This is a genomic window from Bradyrhizobium denitrificans, assembly GCF_013179005.1.
Classification (GTDB): domain Bacteria; phylum Pseudomonadota; class Alphaproteobacteria; order Rhizobiales; family Xanthobacteraceae; genus Bradyrhizobium; species Bradyrhizobium denitrificans.
Genome location: NZ_JABFDP010000001.1, coordinates 54,517 through 81,250, shown reverse-complemented (window position 1 = coordinate 81,250; position 26,734 = coordinate 54,517). Strand labels below are relative to the sequence as shown.

Annotated in this window: 20 protein-coding genes; 5 read left to right on the top strand and 15 right to left on the bottom strand. The window is 65.3% G+C overall.

The annotated features are described in order from the left end of the window. Window positions 1-222: 222 nt before the first annotated feature. Window positions 223-1,485 (bottom strand): urea ABC transporter substrate-binding protein, encoded by a 1,263-nt coding sequence (urtA, locus tag HL671_RS00265; protein WP_041751202.1) that lies wholly within the window; start codon window positions 1,483-1,485, stop codon window positions 223-225. 187 nt (window positions 1,486-1,672) lie between these two features. Here urtA and HL671_RS00260 point away from each other — a divergent pair, with 187 nt between their 5' ends. Both HL671_RS00260 and HL671_RS00255 read left to right on the top strand, forming a co-directional pair. Beyond that, a complete protein-coding gene (locus HL671_RS00260) occupies window positions 1,673-5,047 on the top strand; it encodes a hybrid sensor histidine kinase/response regulator (RefSeq protein ID WP_012040973.1) in 3,375 nt (1,124 codons plus the stop codon). After that, complete coding sequence (locus HL671_RS00255) at window positions 5,037-5,954, top strand: response regulator transcription factor (RefSeq protein WP_172235289.1); 918 nt, start codon at window positions 5,037-5,039, stop codon at window positions 5,952-5,954. The genes HL671_RS00260 and HL671_RS00255 overlap by 11 nt, the downstream gene beginning before the upstream one ends. Window positions 5,955-6,080: 126 nt before the next feature. On the opposite strand, the gene HL671_RS00250 is transcribed toward HL671_RS00255, so the two are convergent. Together HL671_RS00250 and HL671_RS00245 are read right to left on the bottom strand one after the other, a co-directional pair. Further along, on the bottom strand, window positions 6,081-7,583 hold the full coding sequence (locus HL671_RS00250) for a flavin-containing monooxygenase (RefSeq protein WP_172235288.1): 1,503 nt from the start codon (window positions 7,581-7,583) through the stop codon (window positions 6,081-6,083). A 101-nt stretch (window positions 7,584-7,684) separates the two neighbouring features. Continuing rightward, window positions 7,685-8,452 carry a S1 family peptidase gene (locus tag HL671_RS00245; protein WP_172235287.1) on the bottom strand — a complete coding sequence of 256 codons (768 nt, stop codon included), beginning with the start codon at window positions 8,450-8,452 and terminating at the stop codon, window positions 7,685-7,687. 87 nt (window positions 8,453-8,539) lie between these two features. Here HL671_RS00245 and HL671_RS00240 point away from each other — a divergent pair, with 87 nt between their 5' ends. Next, the gene (locus HL671_RS00240; RefSeq protein WP_172235444.1) at window positions 8,540-9,178 is read left to right on the top strand and encodes an HAD-IA family hydrolase; all 639 of its coding nucleotides are present in this window, start codon (window positions 8,540-8,542) and stop codon (window positions 9,176-9,178) included. Here HL671_RS00240 and mtnA read toward each other — a convergent pair. Both mtnA and HL671_RS00230 read right to left on the bottom strand, forming a co-directional pair. After that, on the bottom strand, window positions 9,175-10,278 hold the full coding sequence (gene mtnA, locus HL671_RS00235) for an S-methyl-5-thioribose-1-phosphate isomerase (RefSeq protein WP_172235286.1): 1,104 nt from the start codon (window positions 10,276-10,278) through the stop codon (window positions 9,175-9,177). The two genes, HL671_RS00240 and mtnA, sit on opposite strands and share 4 nt — an antisense overlap. A 14-nt stretch (window positions 10,279-10,292) precedes the next feature. Beyond that, window positions 10,293-11,168, bottom strand: coding sequence for an S-methyl-5'-thioadenosine phosphorylase (locus HL671_RS00230; RefSeq protein ID WP_012040967.1), 876 nt, complete (start codon window positions 11,166-11,168; stop codon window positions 10,293-10,295). Between the two features lie 179 nt (window positions 11,169-11,347). On the opposite strand from HL671_RS00230, the gene HL671_RS00225 reads away from it, so the two are divergent. Both HL671_RS00225 and HL671_RS00220 read left to right on the top strand, forming a co-directional pair. Further along, complete coding sequence (locus HL671_RS00225; protein ID WP_012040966.1) at window positions 11,348-12,589, top strand: DUF763 domain-containing protein; 1,242 nt, start codon at window positions 11,348-11,350, stop codon at window positions 12,587-12,589. Window positions 12,590-12,593: 4 nt separating this feature from the next. Further along, on the top strand, window positions 12,594-13,058 hold the full coding sequence (locus tag HL671_RS00220; RefSeq protein WP_012040965.1) for an NUDIX hydrolase: 465 nt from the start codon (window positions 12,594-12,596) through the stop codon (window positions 13,056-13,058). A 23-nt stretch (window positions 13,059-13,081) separates the two neighbouring features. Here HL671_RS00220 and HL671_RS00215 read toward each other — a convergent pair whose 3' ends face one another. The 10 genes from HL671_RS00215 to HL671_RS00170 form a co-directional block, all read right to left on the bottom strand. After that, a complete protein-coding gene (locus HL671_RS00215; protein WP_012040964.1) occupies window positions 13,082-14,779 on the bottom strand; it encodes a methyl-accepting chemotaxis protein in 1,698 nt (565 codons plus the stop codon). A gap of 641 nt (window positions 14,780-15,420) precedes the next feature. Then, window positions 15,421-16,623: an MFS transporter gene (locus HL671_RS00210; RefSeq protein WP_172235285.1), complete on the bottom strand. Its 1,203-nt coding sequence runs from the start codon at window positions 16,621-16,623 to the stop codon at window positions 15,421-15,423. A 123-nt stretch (window positions 16,624-16,746) separates the two neighbouring features. Next, the gene (locus HL671_RS00205) at window positions 16,747-17,940 is read right to left on the bottom strand and encodes an MFS transporter (RefSeq protein WP_172235284.1); all 1,194 of its coding nucleotides are present in this window, start codon (window positions 17,938-17,940) and stop codon (window positions 16,747-16,749) included. Between the two features lie 178 nt (window positions 17,941-18,118). Then, window positions 18,119-18,979 (bottom strand): hypothetical protein, encoded by an 861-nt coding sequence (locus tag HL671_RS00200; protein WP_172235283.1) that lies wholly within the window; start codon window positions 18,977-18,979, stop codon window positions 18,119-18,121. Between the two features lie 3 nt (window positions 18,980-18,982). Further along, on the bottom strand, window positions 18,983-19,798 hold the full coding sequence (locus HL671_RS38880; protein WP_012040960.1) for a 2OG-Fe(II) oxygenase: 816 nt from the start codon (window positions 19,796-19,798) through the stop codon (window positions 18,983-18,985). A gap of 797 nt (window positions 19,799-20,595) precedes the next feature. Further along, window positions 20,596-21,369 (bottom strand): EAL domain-containing protein, encoded by a 774-nt coding sequence (locus HL671_RS00190; protein WP_172235282.1) that lies wholly within the window; start codon window positions 21,367-21,369, stop codon window positions 20,596-20,598. Between the two features lie 125 nt (window positions 21,370-21,494). Continuing rightward, complete coding sequence (locus tag HL671_RS00185; RefSeq protein WP_012040957.1) at window positions 21,495-22,697, bottom strand: MFS transporter; 1,203 nt, start codon at window positions 22,695-22,697, stop codon at window positions 21,495-21,497. Then, the gene (locus HL671_RS00180) at window positions 22,694-24,586 is read right to left on the bottom strand and encodes an IucA/IucC family protein (RefSeq protein ID WP_172235281.1); all 1,893 of its coding nucleotides are present in this window, start codon (window positions 24,584-24,586) and stop codon (window positions 22,694-22,696) included. The genes HL671_RS00185 and HL671_RS00180 overlap by 4 nt, the downstream gene beginning before the upstream one ends. Continuing rightward, window positions 24,586-25,725 carry an NAD/NADP octopine/nopaline dehydrogenase family protein gene (locus tag HL671_RS00175; protein ID WP_041750288.1) on the bottom strand — a complete coding sequence of 380 codons (1,140 nt, stop codon included), beginning with the start codon at window positions 25,723-25,725 and terminating at the stop codon, window positions 24,586-24,588. The genes HL671_RS00180 and HL671_RS00175 overlap by 1 nt, the downstream gene beginning before the upstream one ends. Further along, entirely contained in the window at window positions 25,722-26,732 is a 1,011-nt protein-coding gene (locus HL671_RS00170) for a PLP-dependent cysteine synthase family protein (protein WP_012040954.1), read from the bottom strand. The genes HL671_RS00175 and HL671_RS00170 overlap by 4 nt, the downstream gene beginning before the upstream one ends. Between the last annotated feature and the right edge of the window lie 2 nt (window positions 26,733-26,734).

The window sequence follows — 26,734 nt, the reverse complement described above, 5'->3', positions numbered from 1 at the left end:
GATGCGGGCTGGAAAGTGGATCGGCTCGCGAAGTCTGACTCCACGACCGGGATCTTTCCCTCCCCCCTTGTGGGGGAGGGCTAGGGAGGGGGTCCCCACGACGAGCTGCGGGTGCGATCCGCCCTCCCCACCCCTCCCCCACAAGGGGGGAGGGAGCGCACTTCTTGTGCGGCGACAACGTCGCTTCATGGGCTCATCGCAATGAAGCGCGAGGCGCCAGACTTACTGATAGCCCTTCGGGAACGGATCGGGCTCGACCAGATCGGCGGTCTCGTAGATCAGCTCGTACTGACCGTCCGCCTTGGCACGGCCGACGCGGGTCTTGGACCAGAGATGGTGGTTCTCGTGGATCCGCACATAGCCTTCCGGCGCACCCTTGAACTCGATGCCCGGGGAGGCGGCGGCGACCTTGTCGACATCGAAGCTGCCGGCCTTCTCCACCGTCAACTTCCACAGCCACGGACCGAGATAGGCCGCCTGGGTGACGTCGCCGATGACGGTCTTCTCGCCCCACATCTTCTTGAACGCCGAGACGAATGCCTTGTTGTTGGCGTTGTCGAGCGACTGGAAGTACTTCATGCAGGCATAGGCGCCGGCGATGTTCTCACCGCCGATACCGTCGATCTCGTCCTCGGTCACGGAGATGGTGAGCAAGGTCTGCTTCGACATGTCGATGCCGGCCGCCTTGAGCTGCTTGTAGAACGCGACGTTCGAACCGCCGACGATGATCGCGTAGATCACGTCCGGCTTTGTCAGCTTGATCTTGTTGATCACCGAATTGAACTGGGTGTGGCCGAGCGGGAAATATTCCTCGCCGACGACCTTGGCGCCCTGCAGATGTCCCTCGATGTGCTTGCGCGCGATCTTGTTCGAGGTGCGCGGCCAGATGTAGTCGGAGCCGAGCAGATAGAAGGTCTTTGCCCCCTTGGTCTTGTTGACCCAGTCGAGGCCGGCGATGATCTGCTGGGTGGCTTCCTGGCCGGTGTAGATGACGTTCTTGGACTGCTCGAGGCCTTCATAGAAGGTCGGATAATACAGCATGCCGTTGTACTGCTCGAACACCGGCAGCACCGCCTTGCGCGAGGCCGAGGTCCAGCAGCCCATGACGGCGGCGCACTTGTCGTTGACCAGGAGCTTCTTGGCCTTCTCGGCGAAGGTCGGCCAGTCGGACGCGCCGTCTTCCTGGATATACTTGATCTTGCGGCCGAGCACGCCGCCGGCGGCGTTGATCTGCTCGATCGCGAGCTTCTCGGCCTGCACCGAGCCGGTCTCCGAGATCGCCATGGTACCGGTGACCGAATGCAGAATGCCGACCGTCACCTCACTATCAGTGACTGCAAGTCCGGTCGTGTTGACAGCAGAGGTTGCGGGGCCGGCGCCAAACGACGGCCGCGGCAACATCGTCAGCGCCGGGAGAGCTGCCATTCCCATCAGCAATTGGCGCCGAAGCGGCGACTTCAGGCCTTTTTCAGTTTCGTCTGACATGAGCACCCCATTCATTGGTTCGAGGACACGCTTTGGGTCGGACGAAGGATGGCGCGCTTCCTGCACTGCACGGATACGCAAGATTGCGTATACTGCACCGCAAAAGCGCGACGTAGGCTCTACGCAGATCTTGCGAGGGGTGGGACAGAGCGTGCGGGACAACCGCTTCGCGGTCAGGAGTTCGAGAGTGGCAGGGCGGCAGCGGATCGACCGCGTCAGGCGCCAGTACAACCAGTGGGTCGCCAACCAGACGTTGGAGGACTACGCACTTCGTTTCACGGCCAAGAGCGCGCGGCGCTGGTCCGCCGCCCGCGTGGCCAACACCGCGCTGGGCGCGATCTCGTTCCTGGCGCTGGAGGCGATCGGAGGCACCATCACGCTGAACTATGGCGTGACCAACGCCACCGCGGCGATCCTCATCGCCAGCGTCATCATCTTCTGCTGCGGCCTGCCGATCGCCTATCATGCCGCCAAATGCGGCATCGACATCGACCTGCTGACGCGCGGTGCCGGCTTCGGCTATATCGGCTCGACCGTGACGTCGCTGATCTATGCGTCGTTCACCTTCATCTTCTTCGCGATCGAGGCGGTGATCCTGGCGTCTGCGCTGGAGATGTGCTTCGGTATCCCGCGGCCGGTCGGCTACCTGATCAGCGCGGTCGTCATCATTCCGCTCGTCACCTATGGCATCACGCTGATCAGCCGGTTCCAGCTTTGGACCCAACCGCTATGGGTCGTGCTGCACATCCTGCCGTTCGCGGCGATCGCCTATGCGAGCCCGCACTCCTTCGCCGAATGGCAGCAGTTCCCGGGCGAGCATGGCGATCCGGCCGGGCATCTCGATCTGGCGCTGTTCGGCACGGCCGCGGCCGTGGTGTTTTCGCTGGTCGCCCAGATCGGCGAGCAGGTCGACTTCCTGCGCTTCCTGCCGCGCGACCGCCGCACGTCCAGCCGGTCTTGGTGGATCGCGCTGCTCTCGGCTGGCCCGGGCTGGATCGTGCTCGGCGCGCTCAAACTGCTGGCGGGGTCGTTCCTCGCCTTCTTCGCCCTGAGCCACGGCGTGTCGGCAGAGCGCGCCGCCGAGCCGGCGCACATGTACCTCGAGGCGTTCCGCTACGTGCTGGCGCAGCCGGACCTCGCCCTCGCCTTGACCGGCACCTTCGTGATCCTGTCGCAGATCAAGATCAACGTCACGAATGCCTACGCCGGTTCGATTGCCTGGTCGAACTTCTTCTCACGGCTGACCCACAGCCATCCCGGCCGCGTGGTGTGGTTGGTGTTCAACGTCGTCGTGGCGCTGCTGTTGATGGAGATCGGCGTCTACAAGGCGCTCGAGCAGACGCTGGCCCTGTACTCCAATATCGCGATCTCCTGGGTCGGCGCTCTCGTGGCCGACCTCGTGATCAACCGGCCGCTCGGGCTGCGGCCGCCGCAAATGGAGTTCAAGCGCGCTCACCTGTACGACATCAATCCGGTCGGCGTCGGCGCCATGACCATGGCGACCATCGTCTCGATCAGCGCCTTCTACGGTCTGTTCGGGCCGACCGGAAAGGCGCTGTCGACCTTCGTCGCGCTCGGCGTTGCGCTCGTCACCGCCCCGGCGATCGCCTATCTGACAGACGGGAAATACTACCTGGCACGCAAGCCGAAGCGGAGCTGGCAGAACATCGAGCAGATCCAATGCTGCATCTGTGAGCATCATTTCGAGCCAGAGGACACCACCTCCTGCCCGGCCTATGCCGGCCCGATCTGCTCGCTCTGCTGTTCGCTGGACGCACGCTGCCACGATCTTTGCAAGCCGCATGCGCGCGCGCAGGCGCAGGTCGCCGCGGCGCTCAGCGGCATGCTGCCGCAATCCGTGCTGGCCAAGATCAACTCGCAGTTCGGGCATTATGTCGGCGTGTTTCTGACCTCCGCCGGGCTGGTCGCGCTGACGCTCGGCATGATCTATCTGGAAACATCCGCCGCATTGCCCGGCTTCAAGGGCATCATCTCCGACGTTCTCTGGAAGGTGTTCTTCGCCCTCTCCATCATCATCGGTGTCGTGACCTGGCTGTTCGTGCTGGCGCAGCAGAGCCGCCGCGCGGCCGAGGCCGAGACACGGCGCCAGACCCAGCTCTTGATCCAGGAGATCGAAGCCCACAAGCGCACCGATGCCGAACTGCAGCGCGCCAAGGAGGTGGCGGAATCGGCGAACCTCGCCAAGAGCCGCTACGTGGTCGGACTCAGCCACGAACTACGCTCGCCGCTGAACGCGATCTCCGGCTATGCGCAGCTGCTCGAGCAGGATACGAGCCTCGCGCCGAAGCCGCGCGACCAGGTCCGTGTCGTCCGGCGCAGCGCCGATCATCTCTCTGGACTGATCGACGGCATTCTCGATATTTCGAAGATCGAGGCCGGACGGCTGTATCTGTCGCGCGACGAGGTGCGTCTCAGCGAGTTCCTCGACCAGCTCGTCGGCATGTTCCGGCTGCAGGCGGCAGCGAAAGGTATCGATTTCGTGTTCAAGCGTCCGGCCGTGCTGCCGCTTGTGGTCTACGCGGACGAGAAACGGCTTCGGCAGATCCTGATCAACCTGTTGTCGAATGCGATCAAGTTCACCCAGGAAGGCAGCGTCCAGTTCGTCGTCCACTACCGCAGCCCCGTCGCCGAATTCGAGGTGATCGATACTGGCCCCGGCATTCAGCCCGATGACCTGGAACGTATCTTCGCTCCGTTCGAGCGCGGCGCGCTCGGTGCGGCGCAGCCGCAAACGGGCACCGGCCTCGGCTTGACCATCAGCCGGCTGCTCGCCGGCGTGATGGGCGGCGACATCAAGGTGGAAAGCAAGGTCGGTCTCGGCAGCACGTTCAAGGTGAAGATCCTGCTCTCCGAGGTGACCAATCCGACGCGGCACGCGCCTGTGAAGGCGCCGGTCGCGGGTTATCTCGGCCCACGCAAGACCATCCTGATCACCGACGACGATCCCGTCCACCGCGACCTGCTGCGAGAGGTGTTGACCCCGCTCGGCTTCATTCTGCTCAGCGCACCCGACGGGCCGTCCTGTCTGGCATTGGCGCAGCACTGCCAGCCGGACCTGTTCATCCTGGACATCTCGATGCCCGGCATGGACGGCTGGACCGTCGCCGAGACCTTGCGCAGCAGCGGCCATCATCAGGCGCGCATCCTCATGACATCGGCGAGCGCGCTCGAGGCTCATGGACGCCCGCTGGCGCAGCCGTTCCATGACAGCTATCTGATGAAGCCAATCGACATTCCGCGGCTGTTGGAGGCAATCCGACAATTGCTGAAGCTCGATTGGAGCTATCAGACCGACATTCCCGTGGCACAGCCGCGCTGGCGGCCGGAAACCGGATCACGGCCGCCGCCGAGATATGTCGAGGAGCTGATGGGCCTCGGCCAGATCGGCTATATCAGGGCCATTCAGCTCAAGCTTGACGAGATCGGCAGCGCGCACCCCGAGCATGCCGACTTCGTCGCCCAGATGCGCACGCTGATCGACCGTTTCGACCTCGATCAGTACATGGCAACTCTGAAGACCCTGCACGCCTATGAGCACTGACAGCAAGAAGCGCGATGTCGCGCTGGTCGTCGACGACTCGCCGGAGACGCTGCGGCTGCTCACCGACGCGCTCGATGGCGCCGGCATGACGGTCATGGTCGCGCTCGATGGCGCGGCGGCGATGCGCATCGTCGACCAGATCACGCCGGACATCATCCTGCTCGACGCCGTCATGCCCGGCATCGACGGCTTCGAGACCTGCCGCAAGCTCAAGCGCGAGGCCGGCCTCTCCAATGTTCCCGTGATCTTCATGACCGGGCTGGCCGACACCGAGCATATCGTCCAAGGCCTGGAGGCCGGCGGCGTCGACTATGTCACCAAGCCGATCGCGGTCGAGGAAATGCTGGCGCGGATCCGCGTGCATCTCGCCAACGCAAGGATGACGCAGAGCGCGCGTGCGGCGCTCGACGTCTCAGGCCGCTTTCTGCTCGCGGTGAACCGCGAGGGCCGCTTGATGTGGGCGACCCCGCAGGCGCAGCGTCTGCTCTCCGACAGCCTTGGTACGGCCGAGGAGCTCGTGCTGCCGGACGCGTTGCGGCAATGGTTGGACCAGGCGCAGAAGGGCAAGGGCGGCACCAAGCCGATGGCGTCGGTCCCCGACCATCCGGAGTTGCGCCTGTACTACATGGGCGGTGCCGGCCCCAACGAATTCCTGCTGCGGCTCGCCAAGGAATCGTCGGGCGAGCTGCCGAAGGAGTTCTCCAGCGAGTTCGGTCTCACCGTACGCGAGGCGGAGGTGCTGTCCTGGCTGTCAAAGGGCAAGACCAACCGCGACATTGCGCAGATTCTCGGACTGAGCCCCCGCACCGTCGACAAGCATCTGGAGCAGATCTACGCCAAGCTCGGCGTCGAGAACCGCACCGCGGCAGCTGCAATCGCCACCGGCCTGACGCGGCGGGAGAGCTGAGGTACGTTCAGCGGTCGCTGACAACTCACAACGTCATCCCGGGCAAGCCTGTCGACGCGCAGCGTCGCCAGGCTTCGCCGGGATGGCACCGGATTTTAGCGCGCGACGGGGCACGACTGCGGCGGCTCACCCGTACAGGAACGCCGGATCATCCAGATCGATGGCAGGAATCTGGTCCTTTTCGCTCCAATAGTCCTGGCTATGCTGCCATTCGGGCTTGTCGCCGCGCTTGGGCAGAAGATGCATGTTGCGCATCATGTAGCCCGGATTGAAGTTCTCCGGATCGATCCAGGGCAGCAGCGGCATGTTGTGGTCTTCCGGGCGCAGCGTCGGCGTGACCTTGTGCACGCCCTTCTCCTTCATATGCACGAGCAGTCGGCAGACGAAGTCCGCTACCAGATCGGTGCGCAATGTCCAGCTGGCGCGGAAATAGCCGAACACCCAGGCCAGATTTGGCACGCCCGTAAACATCATGCCGCGATAGGTGACGGTGTCTGCGAAGTCGAGCGGCCTGCCGTCGATCGTGAACGCGATGTCGCCGAGCACGCAGAGATCGAAGCCAGTCGCCGTGACAATGATGTCGGCCTTGAGCACATCGCCGGACTTCAGCTGGATTCCGTCTTCGGTGAAGCGCTCGATCTCGTCGGTCACGACGGAAGCCTTGCCGCTCTTGATGCCTTCGAACAGGTCGGCATCCGGCACGAACGCAATGCGCTGCCGCCACGGGCGGTAGGTCGGCGTGAAGTGCTTGGCGGTATATTCCGGTCCGAGGATCGCGCTGATCTGCCCGATCAGCTCCTTCTTCACCTGATCCGGCTCGCTGAGGCAGCGCTTGGTGAACCAATCCTGCTCGAACAGAATCTTGCGCCTGACGATCTCGTGGATCCACTCCTCCTTGACCTGCAATCGGCGCAGCTCCTCGGCCAGCTCGATGGCGTTGCGGCCGATGCGGAAGTAGGTCGGCGAACGCTGCAGCATGGTGACATGCGCGCATTTGCCGGCGATCGACGGCAGGATCGTTGCCGCAGTCGCGCCGGAGCCGATGACGACGACGCGCTTGTCCGCGAGATCGAGATCCTCCGGCCAGCTTTGCGGATGCACGATGCGGCCCCTGAACTTTGCCATGTCGGGCCACTCCGGCGTATAGCCTTTCGAGTGGCGATAGTAGCCTTGGCACATCCAGAGGAAATTCGCCGTGACGGTGACGGGCTCCTGATCCGTGCCCTTCACCGCGTGAACCGTCCAGAGATTGGTCGCGCTGGACCAGCTGGCTGACAGGATGCGATGACCGTAGCGGATGTGACGGCCGAGGTCGTTCTCGTCGATCACGTCGCCCATATATTTGAGGATCTCTTCGGCCGTCGCGATCGGCGGTCCGACCCACGGCTTGAAGCTGTAGCCGAACGTATGCAGATCGCTGTCGGAGCGGATGCCGGGATAGCGATGCGTGCGCCAGGTGCCGCCAAAACTGTCCTGGCTCTCCAGGATGACGAAGCGGGTCTCCGGCATCTGCCTGGCAAGCTGATAGGCACTGCCGATGCCCGAGATGCCGGCGCCGACGATCAGCACGTCGAAATGTTCAGTCGCCTGAGAGGACGCAGCCTCCCGGATGGGCGCGATGACGTTCATTGTTGTCCTTGGACGGTTGTTGTTTCCTCGCGTAACAGGCTGAACCTGATCACGACAACGGTCAACCCGTCGCAGCGCGCCGCCTCATGGCGGCGATGCCGTCAATTTCCGCCGAGCGGCATGCCCCATTGCCGCGCGGTCTGCAGCACCCACTCGCGATACAGCGTGAGCGGCGTGACGCCGGTCATGCCGCCGCAGCCGTCGCCCAGATTTGGCCCGGTCGACCATGAGACCACGCCGATCAGGACCGGCCCCTGCGCCTGCGTCTCGAATGCAGGCCCGCCGGAATCGCCGGTGCAGCCGCCAAGGCCGGGCTTCGCGCCCTGCGTCGCCGGATCGACGAGCCGGATCTGCAACGTGCCCGGTCTGCCGGTCGCGACCAGCGGCGCGGCGCGCACCACGCCGCCGCTTTTGCCATCACCCGGAATCGCGACGCCGATGCCCGCGACCGTGAAGATATTGCCGGCCGCCAGCGGCGATTGCGGCACGCCCAGCACCGCCGCAACGCGCTCCGGCGCAGGAGCCGCCAACTCCAGCAACGCGACATCGGCCGTGGCGCGATGCGCGAGAATGGATTGCATGCTGAAGCCCGGATGCACAGCCACGCGCCGCACCGTCTTGAGGGCCGGCTTGCGCTCGCGATCATATTCCACGATGCGATAATCGACGCCCGGCTGCACGCAATGGCCCGCGGTCAGCACCAGCTTCGGCGCGATCAAGGCGCCGCTGCAGAAATTACCACGCGAGCCGACGATGGTGACGACGGACCGCCCAATGCCATCGGTCACAGCCGGCGCATTGCCGACGATGGCGGCGGCCGGGGAGGAGACCAGCAGGGCGGTGACAGCTGTGGCGGCGAGGAGCTTCATCGCGGCACACATAGCCGCTGGCGGCGATATCGCCAAGCGCGGCGTCCCATGATAGCGATCATCGGCAGATCGAGCGGGGATGAGAGTATCATGGTCGAGGCGGTGATCTTTGATTTCGGTGGCGTCATGACGACATCGCCATTCGAGGCGTTTGCGCGGTTCGAAAGAGAGCGCGGCTATCCCGCCGACATCATCCGGAACACCAACGCCGCCAATCACCTCGAGAACGCCTGGGCGAAATTCGAGCGCGCCGAGATCGATCTGGACACGTTCGACCGGCTGTTCGCCGAGGAGTCGCTGGCGCTCGGCGGCGCCGCGGTCAGCGGCCGCGAGGTGCTGCCGCTGCTTGCCGGCGATCTCCGCCCCGAGATGGTCGAGGCGCTCCGCCGGATCAAGTCGGAGTGCAAGACCGGCTGTATCACCAACAATCTGCCGGCCAACGCGATCGGCAGCCAAAGCGGGCGCTCGTTCTACGTCGCCGAGGTGATGGCGCTGTTCGACCACGTCATCGAATCGGCCAAGATCGGTTTGCGCAAGCCCGATCCGCGGATCTATCAGATGATGATCGAGGCGCTCGGCGTCAATCCGGCCGATTGCGTCTATCTCGACGATCTCGGCGTCAACCTCAAGCCAGCGCGGGCCCTCGGCATGACGACGATCAAGGTGGTCAGCGCATCGCAGGCGATCACCGAGCTCGAGGCCGCGACCGGGCTCAGGCTCACTTAGTTCGCCGCGCTGCTCCGCTCCGGAAATGCCGCCGCCAGTGCCGCGCCGTCGGCCTGCAGGACGCCGCGCTCGGTGATCAATCCCGTCACCAGCCGGGCCGGGGTAACGTCGAAGCCGTAATTCGCCACTGGTGATCCCGGAGGAACGATCCGGACGGTCTCGATGCGACCGTCCGCCGTGCGGCCGGTCATCTCGGTGACCTCCTGGGCGCTGCGCTGCTCGATCGGAATCTGCCGCCCCTCGCCGACCGCGAAGTCGATCGTCGGCGATGGCAGCGCGACATAGAACGGCACGCCATTGTCGTAGGCCGCGAGCGCCTTCAGATAGGTACCGATCTTGTTGCAGACATCGCCATTGGCCGCGACGCGGTCGGTGCCGACGATGGCGAGATCGACCATGCCGTGCTGCATCAGATGGCCGCCTGTATTGTCGGGGATGACGGTATGAGCCACCCCGTGATGACCGAGCTCCCAGGCAGTGAGCGAGGCGCCCTGGTTGCGCGGCCGGGTCTCGTCGACCCAGACATGGATCGGAATGCCGCGATCATGCGCGAGATAGATCGGCGCCGTCGCCGTGCCCCAGTCGACGGTCGCGAGCCAGCCGGCGTTGCAATGGGTGAGGACGTTCACGACCTCGCCCGGCGTCTTGCGCGCCGCGGCCGCCTCGATCAGCGCGAGGCCGTGCTTGGCGATGCCCTGGTTGATCGTCACATCCTCGCCGGCGATGTCGACCGCGCGCGCATAGGCGGCGTCACGCCGCTCCGACGGCGCCAGCCGGCGCAGCATCGTGCGCATCGTGTCGAGCGCCCATTTGAGATTGATCGCGGTCGGACGCGTCGCGATCAGCATCTCATAGGCGCGGTCGATGCCCGGATCGGAGCGGTCGTCGCGCATCGCCAGCGCCATGCCGAACGCGGCGGTGGCGCCGATCAGTGGCGCACCACGCACCAGCATGCTGCGGATCGCCTCCGCCGCCTCCTCGCAGGTCGTGATCTTCGCCAGCACGAATTCATGCGGCAACCGGCGCTGATCGATCGCGCAGACAGACCAGCCGTCGACATCGAGCCAGATGCTGCGATAATGCTTGCCGTCGACCTTCATCGCCCGCCCTCAGCTCAGTTGCGCAGAACGCGGCCGGCGACCGCATCGAGTTTTTTCAGCAGTTCGGGATCGCGCGCTTCGGGCGCGGTGATCAGGGCGGTGTCGAGGGCTCGATCGGAGCCGATCGGGCACGGCTCGTGCTCGCGCGGAAATTCGCGGGCGAGCCGGGCCACCAGTCCCTTGGCCTTGTCGGCATTGGTGGTGAGCACGCGGATGATGTCCTGCACGGTCACCGCATCATGGTCCGGATGCCAGCAATCGAAATCCGTCACCATCGCCACAGTCGCGTAGCAGATCTCAGCCTCCCGTGCGAGCTTGGCTTCCGGCATGTTGGTCATGCCGATGACGGAATAGCCCGCGGATTTGTAGGTCATGCTTTCGGCATAGGTCGAGAATTGCGGCCCCTCCATGCAGACATAGGTGCCACCGCGCGCGATCGCGATGCCCTCGGCCTCGGCCGCAGCCGCCAGATGAATGCGCAGCCGCGGCGAGACCGGATGCGCCATCGAGACATGCGCCACGCATCCTTTGCCGAAGAACGAACTCTCGCGCTTGTAGGTGCGATCGACGAACTGGTCGACCAGCACGAAGGTGCCGGGCGGCAGCTCCTCCTTGAAGGAACCGCAGGCCGACAGCGACACCAGGTCGGTGACCCCGGCACGCTTCAGCACATCGATATTGGCGCGATAGTTGATGTCGGACGGGGACAGCCGGTGCCCTTTGTCGTGCCGCGGAAGGAAGACGATCGGCAGTCCCGCGATGGTCCCGCGGCGCAACGGCGCCGACGGCTCGCCCCACGGGCTTGCGATCACCTCCTCGCGGGCCGCTTCCAATCCGGGCAGATCATAGATGCCCGAGCCGCCGATAATCCCAAGCACAGCCTTTGTCATATGACCCTCATCGCCAAGCAGAGCAAGAATGCCAGCTCCGGGAGGAATTGGGAACAGCACCCATCCGAAGCCATGATGACCGGTCGGTCCCCATGCTGTCGGCCGCCGCTGCCGGATGGATCGCGCTCGGGCCCGCCGTCTGCTACATTGACGGGACAGTCCCGCTTTGCAAGGTCCCGATGGCCCGACGCACCGGCAGCGCCGATCTTCCACTCCATTCCGGGCGCGTCCCGGCCTGGCTCGGCACGCGCATGGCCACGCTCGGCGCCATCATCACCCAGGCGATCGTGCATCATTATGGCCGCGACGAATTCCTCAGCCGGCTGTCGCATCCGTTCTGGTTCCAGTCGTTCGGCGCCGTGATGGGCATGGACTGGCATTCCTCTGGCATCACCACGAGCGTGATCGGTGCGCTGAAGCGTGGGCTGAAGCCGCTGTCCGGAGAGCTCGGCATCTATGTCTGCGGCGGCCGCGGCGAGCATTCGCGCAAGACGCCGGACGAGCTTCGCCTGCTCAGCGACCGGCTCGGCCTCGATGGCGAGGATCTGGTGCGCACCAGCAAGCTCGTCGCCAAGGTCGACAGCGCCGCGGTGCAGGACGGCTTCGATCTTTATTTGCACGGCTTCTTCGTCACCGCCGACGGCAGATGGACCGTCGTGCAGCAGGGCATGAATGGCGACGCCCGCCAGGCCCGCCGCTACCACTGGCATTCGCAACAGCTGGCGGATTTCGTCGACGCCCCGCATAGCGCGATCGACGGCCCCGCCCAGGGCGAGATCGTCAATCTCACCGACCGACGCGCCGCGGTTTCGCGCAAGGCCCAGCTCGAGCTGCTGACCGAGTTCGGACCGGACCGCCTCGTCACCGAGTTCGCGCGGCTCAGCACGCCGGAGCCGGCGCAGGGCCTGCTGCCGCACCTCATCATGCCCGCCCATCACGATGTCAGGCCGAAGGACGTGTTTGCGCGCCGGCTGCACGGCACGCTGGCGGCGGCGGCCGAGCGCGGGCCGGTGGACTTCCCCGAGCTGCTGCTGACGCCCGGCGTCGGTGCGCGCACCGTGCGTTCGCTCGCCATGGTCGCCGAGGTCGTGCATGGCGCGCCGTATCGGTTCACGGATCCGGCGCGGTTCTCGCTGGCGCATGGCGGCAAGGATCGGCATCCTTATCCCGTTCCCATCAAGGTCTATGACGAGACCATCCGCGTGCTCAAATCGGCGGTGGGCCAGGCCAAGCTCGGCCGCGACGAGGCGATGTCGGCGCTGAAGCGGCTCGACGACCAGGCCCGACGGCTCGAGCGCACGGCGTCCGGCCCATCGCTCGACGCCTTCATCGCCACCGAGCGGGCTGCGTCGCCTGATCTCGACGGACGCTCGGTGTTCGGCTGGGAGCGCGATCTCATTCAGCGCACCGGCGAGGCTTGACGGCATGTCGGCGCGCAGCGCGGGCGTGCTCGCCTTTCGCCGAACCGGCGGCCAGCTCGAGGTGCTGCTGGTGCATCCAGGCGGGCCGTTCTGGCGCAACAAGGATCGCGGCGCCTGGTCGATTCCGAAGGGCGAGTTCGGCGCCGGAGAAGACGCCGAGGTGGCGGCGCGGCGCGAATTTGCCGAGGAGCTCGGCACCGCGGTGACCACGCCACTGATCGGGCTCGGCGAGATCAAGCAGCGCGGCCGCAAGGTGGTCGAGGCGTTCGCTGCCGAGGCCGATCTCGATGCCGATGCCATCGTCAGCAACGAATTCGAGCTGGAATGGCCACCACGCAGCGGCCGCATCGGACGCTTTCCCGAGGTGGACCGCGCCGCCTGGTTCGGCCTCGCCGAGGCGAGAGAACGCATCAATTCGGCGCAGGCCGTGCTGCTCGATCGTCTCGCGGAGATCGTCGGCGACGGGTGAGGTGTCTCCCTTCGCCGCCGGGCTCACGCCGCGCGAACGTTGCCGAGGAATCGGCCGGTCTCGGTCTTGAGCTGATCCGATTGGCTGCCGAGCTGGGCCGCCGCGCTCAGCACCTGCGCCGCCGCCGCGCCGACCTGACCAGAGGCCTCGCGGACGCCGACGATGTGCTGCATGACGCCCTGGGTGCCCTGGGCTGCCTGCTGGACGCTACGCGCGATCTCCTTGGTCGCGACGCCCTGCTCCTCGACCGCAGCCGCGATAGTCTCGGTGATCTCGTTCATCTGACCGATCGTGCTGCCGATGTCGCGGATCGCGGTGACGGTAGAGGTCGTCGCATCGCGGATCGCCTCGATCTGGCTGGTGATCTCCTCGGTCGCCTTGGCGGTCTGCGCCGACAGCGCCTTGACCTCGTTGGCGACCACGGCGAAGCCCTTGCCGGCTTCGCCGGCGCGTGCCGATTCGATGGTGGCATTCAACGCCAGCAGGTTGGTCTGGCCGGCGATGGTCTGGATCAGCGCCATCACCTCGCCGATCTTCTGCGAGGCATGAACCAGTCTGTTGACCATCGCTTCGGTCTTGGCTGCCTGCTCCACCGCGTTCTGTGCGATCGACGATGATTGCGTGACCTGCTTGGCAATCTCCTGGATCGATGACGACAGCTGCTCGGCGGAGGCCGACACCGTCTGCACATTATTGGCCGTCTGCTCGGCGGCCGCAGCCACCTTCGCGCTCTGGTCGGTCGTGCCGGAGACGATGCCCGACATCGATTTCGCCGACGTCTGCAACTCGTCGGCCGCGCTCGCGGTGGTTTGGATCACGCCGCCGATCGAGCGTTCGAACTCGTCGGCGATGCGCGCCAGCACCGTGCGGCGCTCCTCGGCCGTTCGCTGCTTGGACTGCTCCTGCTCGGCACGGATCCGCTCGCTGTCGGCAAGATGATCCTTGAAGATCTGCAGGCTGCGCGCCATGCGCCCGATCTCGTTTCTGCGGTCGGTGAACGGCACTTCGACAGCCAGATTGCCCTTGCTCAGTTCGTCCATCACGGCACAGGTCTGGTCGAGCGGAGCGACGACGCTGCGTCCGAGCCCGAAGGCGACGATCGCGGCCACCAGCAACCCCGCCAGGGCGCCACCACCGGCCCAGAGCGCGCGCTCGAGCACGGCGGCATCGACATCATCGACATAGACACCGGCCTGCAACGCCAGCATCTTGTCGCCGCTGCCATAGGCCCCGACATACGACATCTTCGGCAGCTCGGTATTTCCCCCGGCTCGCGGCACCTTGTATTCGACGAAGCCGCCGCCGGCGCGCGCCGCGCTCACGATGTCCTGGATCAGGAGCTTGCCGGTGGAATCCTTGTAGCCCCAGCGGTTGACGTTGATGTATTCCGGTTTGGCGTGGACATAGGTGACGCCGGCATCGGCGGGTCCGGTGCCATACACACCGAGATAATCCGAATACGGCCCCCAGCGCATGGCACCGATCGCCGCGAAGGCCTGTTGACGCGCCTGATCCGCCGGGATCTTTCCGGCGGTCGCCGCAGCATCATAATAGCTCAGCACCTTGACGGCGGATTCCACGAGGCTGCGGACCATGGTCTGCCGTTCCTCGATCACGGTTCGACGCAGCATCAGGATTTGCATGGCCGAGACGGCAAACAGTGCGATCGACATCACGGCGATGATCGCCGCCAGACGCTGATAGACAGTCAGGTGTCGCATTTTCTGGTTCTCGTTGGAGATGCTGTATGCACGATACCAAGCGCACATTAATTGTTTGCTATGCGCGGAAGCGCGCCGGACCAAACTAATTAGTCTTTGGGATGACGATCCTCCGCCTGGGCACTCTTGCTTTGGCGAGCAAGCAAAAAGTTCCATTGATGGTAGCAGAAACCAACCTAGGTTAATTCGCCGGCGTCGCGCCCGTTGGTTCTCTTACCGAACGCCGAAAGAGTTCCATTCGCGAGTCCGCGCCATCGCGTCCTCGCGGCGCGCCAAGCGGCCGAGCTTATGCAGCGAAGCCCTCGAGCCGTGAGGGTGCGCGGAAGACCAAGTCTCCGCTGGTTCCTGCGACCCCCGTGCGAAAGGAAGGGCACGAGGCTGGAACCACAGGTTCAGCCGGATCACGACTTCCGATAAAGCGAAATAAGAAATCTGGGCGCGCACCCATGGCCGAGCCGATGTGCTTGCAGCTCCGAATGAACTTCGTGCCTGGGCGCACAACGAACACGGCGCTGTCACGTCGTGTGAGGCGCCGCCGGCAGCGCCCCCCGGGCCGGACGGGCGAATCAGCCAAGCGCCTCGTCCGAAGCATGATCCGGACGGGAACCGGCTGCCGATGAGATCGCGAAGCGCATCATGATTCAAGATGCGGTCGCGCGGGACGGCCGACGCTGCCGCAGGAGCAGCAGCATCGCGACGGCCGCGCAGGAGCACACCAGGCTCAGCGCCAGCGGCGCGTTGCTGCCGTAGCGGGTCAGGAGCTCGACCAGAATCGGGGCGGCGACCGCTGACAGCAGGTTCATCGGCAGACCGATCTGGGCGGAGGCTTTGGCGAACGCCGCCTTGTCGTAGAACACCAGCGGCATGGTGGCGCGCGCAACCGCGAGCGCGCCACTGCCGAGACCGTAGATCAGCATGAACATGGCAATCGCGGCATGTGAGCCATGGCTCAGCATCAACAGCAGCATCGCGGCCGGCAACGCCAGGCCGGCAACGATCGCGGTGGTGATGCCGTCCCAGCGGCCGCCGCCGAGAAAATCGATCACGCGGGCGCTGATCTGGATCACGCCGAGCAGCGAGCCGAAGCCGATCGCTTCCGCCGCCGACAAGCCCTCCGCCTTCAGCAGCTCGATCAGGACGGCGCCCATGCCGAAGGCGACGAAGGCGTTGAGACCGGACGCGCCGACCAGCAGATAGAAGGTGCTTCGCGCCGGGACGGCCACGGGTCCGGACTCCGTGGCACCGGTCGCCGGCGACAGATGGTCGTGGACCCGTCGCGGCAGCAGGAACACGAACAGCGGCAGCGATACCGCGAGCAGCAGACCGCTATAGAGCAGGCAGGTGGTGCGCCAGCCGACATGGGCTGACAGCGCCGAGGTAATCGGCCAGAAAATGCTGCTCGACAGCCCCGTGACCAGCATCAGGGCGCCGATCGCGCTGCGCGCCCGCAGGCCCGCGACCTCGTTGAGCACGATATAGGAGGCGGTCGAGAGCGTCGCGCTGCCGGCAATGCCGAGCAGCAGCCAAGCCGCATAATAGGACAAGGGGCCCTGTGCAGCGGCCAGCAGCGCATAGCCGGGGGCCGCGAGCAGCGTGCCCGCAATCATCACCCGGCGGCCGCCATGCTTGATGAACGGCCGCGCCAAGAGCGGCGAGCACAGCCCCATGGACATGTACAGCACCGTCGTGCTGGCGAAAATCGCGGTCAGGTCCATGCCGAGATCCGCCGCCATCGCCCGGCCGATGACCGCCGGCAGGCTCAGCGTGCCCCAGGCGATCAGCTGCGTAGTGGCCAGAACGATCAGAACGCGCAGCAGAGCGGGGTCGGCGATGACGGGCGGCATGGGGGATGTTGGCAGAGCGGGGAGCGCGCCGGCACCCGGCGCGACCATGCTTTTAGAGCATTCGGACCGAGGCCAGACCCGCTGTTTCGGAATTGCCACCCAACGCGGATGGGGGTGCTCGCCTCATGCCGACGCCGCAACGGCCGGGCGCAGCAGCCGGAGCAGCAGCAGCATGAGCAGGGCCGCCGACGAGCAGATCAGGGTCAGGCTTAACAAAGTGTTGCTGCCGAAGCTGGTCAGCAGGGCGGCCATGACCGGCGCTGCCGTGGCGGAGAGCAGGTTGAGCGGGAGCGCAATCTGCGCCGACGCTTTGGCAAACGCCGCTCCATCGTAGAATACAAGCGGCATGGTCGCACGTGCCACCGCCAGCGCACCGCTGCCGAGCCCATACACGACAATGAACACCGCCACAGCGCCGGCAGAGCCGCCCCACACCATCAGCAGCAGCATCGCCAGCGGCAGAGCAAGGCCTGCGGCAAGCGCGGTTGTAATCGCGTCCCAGCGCCCTCCTCCCAGCAGATCGAGGGCACGGGCGCTGATCTGGATCACCCCCAGCATCGAACCGAAGCCGATCGCCTCCAGCGCCGTCAGTCCCTCCACCTTCAACAGCTCGATCAAGACCGCGCTCAGTCCCATCGTGACGAACGCATTGAGGGCGATGGCAGCGGTCAAAAGATAGAATGTGCCTTGGCTGGGCTCCGGCCGGGCCATCGCAGAACCGGCATCCGATGCAAGCGTCGGTTGCTCGTTGCGACGCTTTGGCAGCAGCGCCGCAAGAAGCGGCAGCGAAACCAGCAGCAGCAGGGCGGCATAGACAAGACACGTGCCGCGCCAGCCAAGCTGGGCGGCCATCACCGCGCTGACCGGCCAGAAGATGCTGCTCGACAAGCCGGTCACGAGCATCAGGGCTCCGATGGCGCGCCGCGCACCAGGGCCGGCGACCTCGTTGAGGACGACATAGGCAGCGGTCGACAGCGTCGCGCTGCCGGCCACGCCGAGCCCAAGCCAGGCGATGTAATACGAGATCGGCCCTCGCGCAGCGGACAGCATCGTGAACCCCGCCGCGGCGACGAGCGTACCGACCATCATGACCCGTCGGCCGCCGTGACGCGCGAACGACCGGGCCAGCAAGGGCGAGCACAGGCCGATCGCCACGTACAGCACCGAATTGCCCGCAAACACCGCGCTCAGGCTCAGCCCGAGATCCACGGCCATGTCGCGACCGAGCACGGCCGGCAAACTGAGGGTGCCCCAGCCGATCACTTGCGTGATGGCCAGAACCGCGAGCGCGGTCAGGATGTTTCGGTCTGAGATCAACGGTCGGCCTCTTCAGCTCACGCCTTCGGGCCAGCAACCTAGATCTCGACGATGACATCCCGGACTGCCTGAGGGTCGCCGCTGATTAGAACCTCTCGATTTTGAGCGCCGCGCGCGAGCCAGTCATGCGCGCGACAGGCGGGTTTGACCGCCCCGTCGCTCTGGGCCGGCGCGTCGGTCAGAACAGCGCATTCTCGGTCATGAACCTTGCATGCGCATTGATCGTCAACTGAGAGCGCGGCATGGAGGTCTGGCGCCGCGGATGATCGAGCAGGTGACACGCGTACATGTGCCCATACCAGGATCGTGGGCCTCCAGGACGCCTGTCGCTGGGCAGGCTGCGATCTCGATCGATCTTCCGCAGCGCGTGAGCCTCGTTGAATTCGTTGATGGCGGCGAGCTCGCCCGCCCAATGATTGGCGAAGAAGAACCCGACATCGTCGAAATACATGCTCACGGCCGGGAGATAATTCAACACGTCGCCGTCGAACAGCTTCAGCGCAGATATCGTGGCGGAATAGATGTCGACGTCGACCGAAACGAAGCCGACCGGCACCTGCGGATTCAGCTCACGGACAAAGGGCCCGATGGTCTGCTCGATGTCGCCCCAGATGATCGTCGCGCGCCCGGCAAGGCGCCGTTCAAGCGTCGCACGGTCCTCCATGGTGAAATCGCCGGCATTCCAAATCTCCGGATGGTCCTTGGGACCGCGGAGCTCGGGCAACCCCGCTCCGGTGTCGAAGCCGTAGATCTTGAAGCTGACACCAGTCTCCTGGGATATGAGGCCCGCGAGGTCGGACATGTTGATGAGACCCGCGCCGCTCGCCACGCCGAATTCGACGATCGTGACCTGGTCATGGCCGAAATAGCGCGCGGTGTCCGCCGCTCTCAGCATGCCATAGGCATAATTGGGCCGACCAACGAGGCCGTACCGCTCCCGGGTTCTGAAGTCTCCTGTACGCGACACCCAGGACCTCTCGCCGAGCGCCATCGTCCACAGCCGGCGCAGGACGCGCGTTCCGATACTCTTGTCTGTCATCAGTCAGATCTGCCGCGCAAAGATACGCCGGAGTCCGCGCTTGGCGATCCTCACCTGCTCCAACACGGTTTGCTTGGCGCGATCGGCCGGCATCAAGATCATTCCCTTCATTCGCTCTTCGGGGCGGGCTTTGAATATGGTGCTGTGGGCGACGCCGGACCAATGAGCCGGCGCCTCGCGCGTGTAGTAGTAAGTCGCGAACGACCGCCGCGGATTGGGAGCGGCCGGCGAGACCGGAATCACGCCGTGGAAGCTGACCTCGTTGGTTTCGAAAATGACGCAGCGATTGAAGATCGGCGCGAATGTGGCCTCGCAGCTTCGAACCTCGGCATCGTAGAGCTGAAACTGGCCGCCCCACTCCTCGCGCCACGGATCATTCAAGTAGATCAGGAGATTCAGGCGTCGATGGAGCTTACGATCTTCGAGGTAGTTGAAGTCGACATGGACGTCGAGGCGCCCGCCGGGGCCGGTGATGTGAATGCCGCCACCGACCAGTTGATCATCGGCGAGCAGATCTGGCATGTCCGTGATGTAAGCCAGATCGGACAGAAACTGGGGGGACGCCAGCACCTGATGAAGCTCGGCGACAGCAGGCGCAAATTTTGAACTGTCGGTGATCTGGATCTTCTTGCGCTCATTGACCGACCGGAACGCCCGGCCGATCTGTAACGCAGCATCGAATTCGGGGTAGCCCTCGGCCACGGCCCTGGCGTCTGCTTCTGGCAGGAAGCCGTCAATCTTGATCCAATGAACGGGCTTCGCAGCGAGAAAACGATGCCTGAGCTCCTCCTTGTCGAGACGCTCAAAAGGATTCTTCACGGAAACTCTCCTAAGTCAGGCCTTGAGGAGACGAAACAGAAGGACCGGTCACTTCAGATGGATCGGCAGGATGAGCGCTGGAAACGCGACTGGCTCGACACGCCCACCGGACTGCAATTTCAGCAAGAGATTCGACAGAAGATCAGGCACGGTTCGATCGTGTTGATCGATGATCCCCGTGCAAGACGTATCAGCGCACAGAATCACGAAGAGAGAACGACGCAGAGAAGATCTACGCGAGCCGCGACTAACAAGCGGCGGGTCGAACGGCGGCTGCCCCCCAGAAAAGACGAACGACAATCGGCAAGAAATCAGCAAAACAAACACGATCAGAGTAGCTCAACTGTCCTGGAGCGACAAGCTGTTGACCGGCTGAGCGAGCGACTCCCCTGTGAATCGGCTCGACGACAAGCCTGCGGCGCAGCGAGGACTCCCAAGGCATGTGGCGCAACTGCGAACGAGGCGGATCTGGCGGCGAGCCGTCGGCAGGGTGGATGGATACCTCTTGCGCCGCGGCAAGACGCACCAAGGCGCCATGACTGAGCGCATCGGATCGGACGCGCTACGATGTCGGGCTGAGCGAGGCCATTCGCGAGACCGGCCGCGAGGCGCCGGCGCATCCGACACCGCAACAGGTCTGGGACGCGCGCGGCCCCGCCGTCGCGCTCAAGGTCGGCTGGCTGCAGCCCGACGATATCTCACCGGCCGCGGTGTTCCGACGCGGCGGCGATGGTGACCGGGGGCGAATATGAAGTGAACGGCGGCGGCAGCGCCAGGGATGTGTGAGGCTCCGCGCGTCAGCCCAGCGCCACGTCACGCGCAGGCTCGGCGAGCCACGCCACCTCGGGCAGCGCCATCAGCGCTGGCCTGGCAAAGTAATAGCCCTGGAACAGGTTGATGCCCGCCGAGCGCAGCACCGTGAACTCCGCTTCGTTCTCCACGCCCTCGGCGAGCACCTCGATGTCGAGCCGGCGGGCCATCGCCGCCACGCCCGATACGATCACCTGCTTGGCCGAGGATCGGTGAATGTCGCGCAACAGCTCCATGTCGATCTTGATCAGATTGGGCTGCAATCGCGCCAGCAGATTGAGGCCGGCATAGCCGGCGCCGAAATCGTCGAGCGCTGTCCAGAAGCCGAGCTCCTTGTAGCTCTTGACGATACGCTCGACATGATCAGGGCTCGCCATGCGCTCGTTCTCGGTGAACTCGAACATCAGGTTCTCAGCCGGGAAGTTGGCGCGCCGGGCCGCCGCCAGCGACTTCTGAATGCAGGCCCGGGGCTCGTAGACCGCGTTGGGCATGAAGTTGATCGACAACCGCGCCGCGGGGTCCGTGAACAGCCGTCCCGCCGTCTCGATCGCCAGCACCCGCGCCGACTGGTCGAACCGATAGAGCTGGGCGTCCGTCAATTGGGAGATCACGCTGTGAGCGCCCTCGCCCGCCGGTCCGCGGACCAGAGCCTCGTAGCCCCAGACCCTGTGCGCGCCGACATCGACGATCGGCTGGAACGCCATCTTGAAATCGAACGGCAACTCGGTTCCGTCAGCGCAACCCGTGCATGCTCCCGCCATGCGATCCTCTCCAGTTCGATCCGCAAAGGTACGGAGGGGACGTTAACAAACAAACAAGGATGAGCCTCGCGACGCGCCGGCAAACGGATCTCGCGCGCCCGTTGGCTGGAACGCCCGGTGACAGCTCACCGCGCCGCGAGCCAGATGCCGAGCGCCACCAGGAACGACACCGCATAGAGCGCGGCGACCAGCGGGAACGCCGCCTCGATGCCGTAGAGCTGCGTCGCCACGACTCCGGCGATGATTCCGCTTGCGGACGCGCCCTGCTGCAGCGCCTGGGCAAGACCCAAAGCGGAGCCCTGTCGATCATGGGCCGCTGCGGCCGACACGAGGGCGAGAAGCAGAGGCGTGGTTCCGCCGAGCAACATGCCCCAGATGAAATAAAGCAGCGCGAACAGGGCGACGGAATCCGTGCCGCCCGCCAGATATGTCACCAGCGCACAAGCCGCAGCAATCAGCCCATTTGCGCCGAGCACGTCGCGTGGCCTTCGATGCTCGACCAGCCGGGCCCAGAATGGCGCAGCGACGACGAAGCCGCAGGCCAGCAGCCCATAGATCACGCCCATCATCCAATGCCGGGCGCCGAAGATCTGGCTCATATACAGCGAGAACGGAACCTGCAGCACCATGCGGCTGGCCAGCAGCATCGCCATCAGGATCAGGACCGCGGGGATCGAAACCGCGCCCGCCGCGCCGGGCGCCGCAACAGGCTCGCGATGGAGAGGAGCGACAGGCGCCGCGCGCGTCGGCATGGGCAGGCTCAACCAGGCGAGCGCGGCACAGAGCGCACAAATCGCGGCGGCGGTCAGGTTGACCGCCGCGAAAGGCATGCGATCGAGAATGAGGCCGCCGAGGAATGCGCCGCCCATCGAACCGACATTGGTGGCGATCTGCAGCCAGGCGAACAGGCGCGCGCGATCCTTTCCGCCGGTGATCTGCACGCCATAGGCCTGAGCCGGCGCGATATAGCCGGCGCAGCCGCCCTGCAGCGTGCGCAGCGCCACGATCGTCCACACATCCGCGGCCGCCGCGACGAGCAACTGCGTGACCGCGAGGCCAATCAGCGCCCGGACCATCATCAGCCGGTTGCCGTAGCGATCACCCATCCGCCCCCAGAAGGCGCTGGTCACCGACATTCCGATCATCGGGCCGAGATAGACGCCGATCCCAGCCAGACCAAAAGCTCCCTCCGACGGACTGAGCAGCTTGATCTGGATCGGCCAGAACGGGCCGCTCATTTCCATGGCGCCCATCGACACGAATTGCAGCCCGAACAGCAGACCGACGACGGGACCGAAGCCGCGCAGCGCGGCGGACGCGGACGTCATGCCAGATCCGCCACCGGATTCGGCAATTCGTGCTCGACGCGATAGTCGCGGTAGCGCTCCAAATGCATCCGCAGCACCGAACGCGTGGGCCATGGCTGCTCGAGAAACGCCTTGCGTTCGTCCAGCCAGAACGCGTCCGACAACATGCGCGGCCTGAGCGCGTCGAAGGCGCTCTCGATCTCCTCGCGCAGGATATGCCAGGGCGTGGTGTGCGCGAACAAATAATGCTCATCCAGGCAGAGCGCCACCTCATGCAGGTGGCAGACGAAGCAGGCATCGATGACGAACGAGCGCACCAGGCTGATATCGTCATCAAAGGTCGTCGGCAGAATGCCCTCGCGCGTAAACGGCTCGATCCGGTGGCCGCGCTGCTGGAACAGCGGCGCAAAGCTGCGGCCATCGCCGAAGTCGCGGATCAGAAGTTTGCGCGGGCGGCCGGTGGCGTCGAACAGGACCGAGCTGTTCTGCTGATGCGCCTCGAAAGCCACGCCATAGAGCAGATACATCGCAAGCACCGGCCGCACGACGATCGCGGCATAGGCGCGGAAGAATGCCACCGGCGCCGCTTCACTCTGGTCGCCAGAGCGCGCAATCAGTTCGCAGAGCAGCGGCCGGCCGTCGATCGGGCTTGCCGTCAGAAGCGCGGCCACGGTGACCGGCAGCAGACCATCATGGCGCGCCAGCGCGTCGGAGTTGCGGTAGACGACGGAGAGGAAGCGACCCGGATGCTCATCGCCAGTCGTGGGATGATGCAGGATGGCGCCGAGTTCCTCCGTGAAGATCTCCAGACTGTCCTGAAGCTCGGGCTCTTGCGACAGGATGTCGGCGATCAGACGGCTGAGCCGCGGTCCCATATGGATCGATTTGGCCTGCAGCGTCCGCTGCTCGCTCGTCATCCAGATCGCCACCGGCAATTTGATGAAGGGGCGCGGCTGCGTACTGAACGGCAGCATCGTGCGGAACGACATCGACGGCAGGGTCACGATGTCCGGACCATCCGGATCGAACACCCCGGCTGCGATCTCGGCGGCAAATTCGCGCCGCACGAAATGGTCGAGGTGCCAGATGTGGACCGGCAGCGGCAGCCAATCATCGGCCGATTGGCCGCGTTCGTGCAATCCTTTCACCCAGTCCTGCCAGAGATCGGGAAAGTTCTGCGCGAACCAGTCCGCATAGCTTTCGACATGAGGCATCTTTTCGACATAGGCCCATTGCTTGCGCAGCGCGCCCACGCGGACGCGAACGCGCGCCCCGAATTCCGGCGACAGGGCGGCGACGTCGTCCGGCGCCAGATTGGGCTTGGCCTTCCACGTCGGATAGAACGGATGGCCCTCCAGCGCCCCCCATTGATCGAGCGTCATCGCCGCCAGATGCGACGGCAGGCTGTCGGCGAGATAGGCCAGCAGGCCCGGTTCGCCCGCATCGGCCACCTGCGTCCGCAACTCCGCGCTCCAGCTGTCGCGGTGACGCCGCGCCATGACGTCATTGCGCATGCTGTCCTCGACGTCGCGGATCAGCGTCGCGACGCCATCCGGCGCCGGCGAGATCGCCAGCGCTGGCGCCACAAGCGTGATGAGCTCGGCGGGACCATCGATCCGGCGCCGGCGGCCGGCCTCATCCACGACATCGATGGCGCCGCGATTGCGCAGGGTTCTGGCCGGCGCGCGCCTGAGGTCGCTGAAATGCAGCACGAGGCGTTGCTGCCACAGCGGGAGCCATGCCTGGTTGGCATCGTGCGCCCACAGCAACGCTTCAGCATCGAGCAGACGCTCGGCGAACAGACAGCGGACGAGCCGGTTGAGCGCATTGCGCGACGCGTTCGCGCGCAATCGCGCCTCGTCAACCTGGACCTCGGCATCGGCCGCGACACCGGGCAATGTCTCATCCATCAGACGTCCTCCGGCCAGTTGGCGGGCAAGCAGCTCGGCACACCGGCGGTGAACCCGCCGTGATAGTTGAGCGCCCAAGTGTAGGTTTTCGCGATCGACGGCGTGGCAACCGCGAGCCGTGCGGCCAAGGCCACGAGCAGTGCCTGGCCGCAGGCGATGTCCTCGTGAAAGGCGCGGCTGGCGCGATCGATGACGAACCCGGGCCCGTCCGGGTTGGCGACGAGCGGCGCACGAATGCCCGCATAGGCCCGGTTGGTCCGCAACAGCGAATACATCGTCCGATCGTCCGCGATCTGGGCGCCATAGGCCTCGATCAATTCCTGGCGGAGCGGTTTCACCGAGCTGAGGTCGATGCCAAGACGCGCTTCGGCCGCCTTGCAGATGGCCTGGTTCTCGGCGTCACAGGCCTCGAGCAGTTCGGCTCCGGCGCGCGGGCAATCGCTCCACCAACGAAGCGGACCGTCGAACGGCTTGTTTTCCCAAGGTGCACCGGGACCGATCAGGGCATAGAGCACAGCGGGATGCATGAGCGCGTTGCCCGGCGTCAGCGTGATCTCCAGGTAGTTCTGCAGGAGCAGCACCGGAGCGTCGTAGAGACGTGCCAGCATCGCCTGCAGCTCGGCCCCGTTCGTCGCGCTGTCGCGGCCATGAAGCGCTGCGAACAGCTGCGACTTCGCGCCTCCGATGCGCACCTGCTCGCCCGCGACCAGATCGAACGCCGTATGCGGCACGTCCTTCATGCCCCAGATCACCACATTGTCCATCCCGGCCAGCGCCTGCGCCGCAAGCCAGTTGAAGCCGCAGAAACCGGGGATCGCACCGACATGGACCCGCTTGTCGCGGGGCAGGTGGGGAGCGATCTGCTGCAGCAGCGCCGGGCGTGCATGGGCCGGCTGCGTCACGATGACGATGTCCGCATCCCTGAGCGCCTCGCGCGGATCGGTGCCGACGTGATCGGGGCGCCCGCTCAGGACATCGCCATCGCGGGTATGGGCGCGCCAGATCTGGTCGCCGCTCGCCCACCGCTCGGCGACATCGGCTGCCCCTGTCAGGACCGACACGCTGACGCCGGGCCGCTGCTTGAACAGCACGGCGTTCGCATGCCCGGTGCGGCCCGCACCGCAGATGGCCACCCTCATGCTGCACGCGCCCGGCCCGGGAGCCAGGCCTCGAGCTGCATGGCGACGGCCGGATCCAGCAGATTGCGCTTGGCCATCCAATCATCGTCGAAGATCGAGCCGAGATATTTCTCGCCGCCATCAGCGACCGGCGTCAGCACCGTTCCGGACAATTTGCCGGCCGCGATGAATTCGAGCGCCTTGTAGATCGCCCCTCCGGTCGATCCTCCGACCAGGAGCCCGTAGCGGCGCGCGATGAATCGTGCCGTTTCGAACGCCTGCGTGTCGGTGACCTGCACGCCTTCATCGATGCACGAATAATCGAGCACCTTGCCGATGTCGTCTCCTGCCGGTGTTCCCGTGCCGGACTGATAATAGGGATGGCCGGGCTTGCCGAACACGATCGAGCCAGCAGGTTCGACGGCGACGGTGCGGACCGCGGGATTGAGCTTCTTCAATCGCTGCGCGATTCCCGTCATCGAACCGCCGGTGCCGACGCAACCGACATAGGCGTCGACGCCGTCCGGAAGCTGCGTCAGAAGCTCCTCGACAAAGCCGGCATAGCCGGCCGGATTCGCCGGATTGTCCGACTGATTCATGAACAAGGCGCCGGGAAGCTGGGCACCGAGCTGCGCCGCCAGCCGCTGCCGCGCCACCACCGCCACCTCGTCCTCCCGGTAGTCGCCTTCGACATAGCGGATCTCGGCGCCCAGCGCCCGCATCATGCGGATCTTGTCTGGGGCGGCGTGGTGATCGACGACGGCGATGAAGCGGAGGCCCAATTCCAAGGCAATGATCGCCAATCCGATTCCGGTGTTTCCGGATGAGGATTCGACGATCGTGCCGCCCGGCGGCAGCCGGCCGTCCTCGAGCGCGGCAAGCACCATGCTGCGCGCCATCCGGTCCTTCATCGAGCCGCCCGGATTGTTCTTCTCGAGCTTGAGCACCAGGCTGGCATTCCTGTTCGGAACGGCAATCGGCATCACCGGCGTCTGGCCGATCAGCTGGCTTACGGTCGTGCAGAGCATTG